Raw genomic sequence first — 1,823 nt, forward strand, 5'->3', positions numbered from 1 at the left:
AGCGGGCCCGGGCCCGCTCGGCCCCGAGGTAGTGCCAGGGGGCCCACTCGTGACCGCCCCAGGGGGACAGCCAGTTGGTGAACGACACGTAGACCAGCCCGCCCGGCCGGGTCACCCGGACCAGCTCGCTGAGGAAGGTCTGCGGATCGGCCACGTGCTCCAGGACGTTGGAGGAGAACGTGACGTCCGCGCACCCGTCGGCCAGCGGCAGCAGGTAACCGTCCGCCACCACCGTTCCCTCGGGCGGCTTCTCGGCGAGCTCCCGCACGTCGGGCTCGAACAGGTAGGCGTACGCGCCGCGGGCGCGGAACTCCTCGGTGAAGTGGCCGCTGCCGCCGCCGACGTCCGCCACCACCCGGCCGGCCACCGGGCCGCCGTACGCCTCGACCTGGTCGGCGGCGTCCCGGGCGAGCAGCGCGTAACAGGCGTCGGGGTCCTCCTGCTCGCGCAGGAAGGCCCGGAAGAGGGCGAGGGACCTGCGCAGCGACGGGTCCTTCGGCCCCCGCCCGGTTCTCGGCCCCGTCCGGCCGGGGAGTCCGCCGGTGCTCACTGCTGCCGGCCCCTCACGGCCTCGGCCGCCACGGTCCGGAACTGCCGCACCGTGCGGTCCCAGCGGAAGCGGGCGGCGCGGTCGCGGGCCGCCTCGCCCATCAGCTCCCGGCGGTGCGCGGACAGCGCGAGGGTGCACCAGGCCGCCGCGAACGAGGACTCGCCCCGGGCCAGCACACCGGTCACGCCGTCCACCACGGAGTCCCGCAGACCGGGGACGTCGAACGTGATCGCCGGCGTGCCGCGGGCGGCCGCCTCGGTGACGACCAGGCCCCACCCCTCGACCGCGGACGGGTGCAGCAGCAGCCAGGCCGCGCACAGCAGGCGGTGCTTCTCCGCCTCGGACACGTGCCCGGCGAACTCGACGTCCGGACCGGCCAGGCGCTCCAGCCGGTCCCGCTCGGGGCCGTCACCGACGATCACCAGCCGGCCGCCGGTGACCGGCCGTACCCGCTCCCACAGCCTCAGGAGCAGATCGATGCGCTTGTACTCGACGAGCCGTCCCACGGCCACGAACAGCGGTTCCGGGGAGCGCGGGGCGCGCGGACCCGGCTCCTCCACACCGTTGTGCACGATCCGGATCCGCTCCCGCGGTACGCCGAGCCCGTGCAGCGCGTGCGCGGTCGACGGGGAGACGGCGACCAGCAGCCCGCGCCGGCGCGCACCGGTCAGCGCCCAGTGCTCGAGTCGTCGCCCGATCCGCGCGGCCGGGGCCAGCGGGCCGCCGAAGCGCATCGGCCACAGGTCGGTGTGCACGTGGTTGACCAGGCACAGGGTGGGCCCGTGGTGCCACAGCGGCGCCAGGTACGGCACGCCGTTGCACACCTCGACCAGCAGGTCGCAGTCGCCGACCTGACGGGCGAAGGCGGACGGGGCGCGGAGGTAGTGACCGTAGGTGCCGCCCGCCGACACCACCCGGTAGTCACGGAAGGACGCGGGCCCCCCGCACAGCAGGGTGACCCGGTGGCCCAGACGGGTCAGGCCGTCGGCGAGCCGGTCGACCAGCAGCTCGGAGCCGCCGGCGGACGGGTTGCCCAGGTCGCGGTGGGCGAGGAAGACGATCCGGCGGGGAGGGGCGGGGAGCGCCACCGGGCGCTGCGACGCGCTGGGGGACGCGGCGCGGTGGGAGTCCCCTCGCTCGTGGGAGTCCCCCCGCTCGGGCGAGGCCGAGAGGGGAGGAGGGGACGGTACGTGCTGGGGCATCGTTGCTCCAACTCGTCTCGGAGAGTGGGGAAGTCGGAGGCGGTGGGGCGCCGTGGGGTTGCGGACGGGGC

2 protein-coding genes are annotated in these 1,823 nt (G+C 75.7%); both read right to left on the bottom strand.

What is annotated here, in order from left to right; genetic code table 11:
- Positions 1 to 550: class I SAM-dependent methyltransferase (locus B7L92_RS38560; protein ID WP_081241679.1), on the bottom strand; the 550-nt coding region annotated here is incomplete at its 3' end.
- Positions 547 to 1,752: a glycosyltransferase family 4 protein gene (locus B7L92_RS38565; RefSeq protein ID WP_081241680.1), complete on the bottom strand. Its 1,206-nt coding sequence runs from the start codon at positions 1,750 to 1,752 to the stop codon at positions 547 to 549. The genes B7L92_RS38560 and B7L92_RS38565, both read right to left, overlap by 4 nt.
- Positions 1,753 to 1,823: the final 71 nt, after the last annotated feature.

It is taken from the genome of Streptomyces viridosporus, from assembly GCF_002078235.1.
In the GTDB taxonomy this organism is placed as follows: Bacteria; Actinomycetota; Actinomycetes; order Streptomycetales; family Streptomycetaceae; genus Streptomyces; species Streptomyces viridosporus.

Bases quoted from the DNA above. Each gene is read 5' to 3' on its own strand.
- B7L92_RS38565 (WP_081241680.1), bottom strand. From the start codon at position 1,752: ATGCCCCAGCACGTACCGTCCCCTCCTCCCCTCTCGGCCTCGCCCGAG.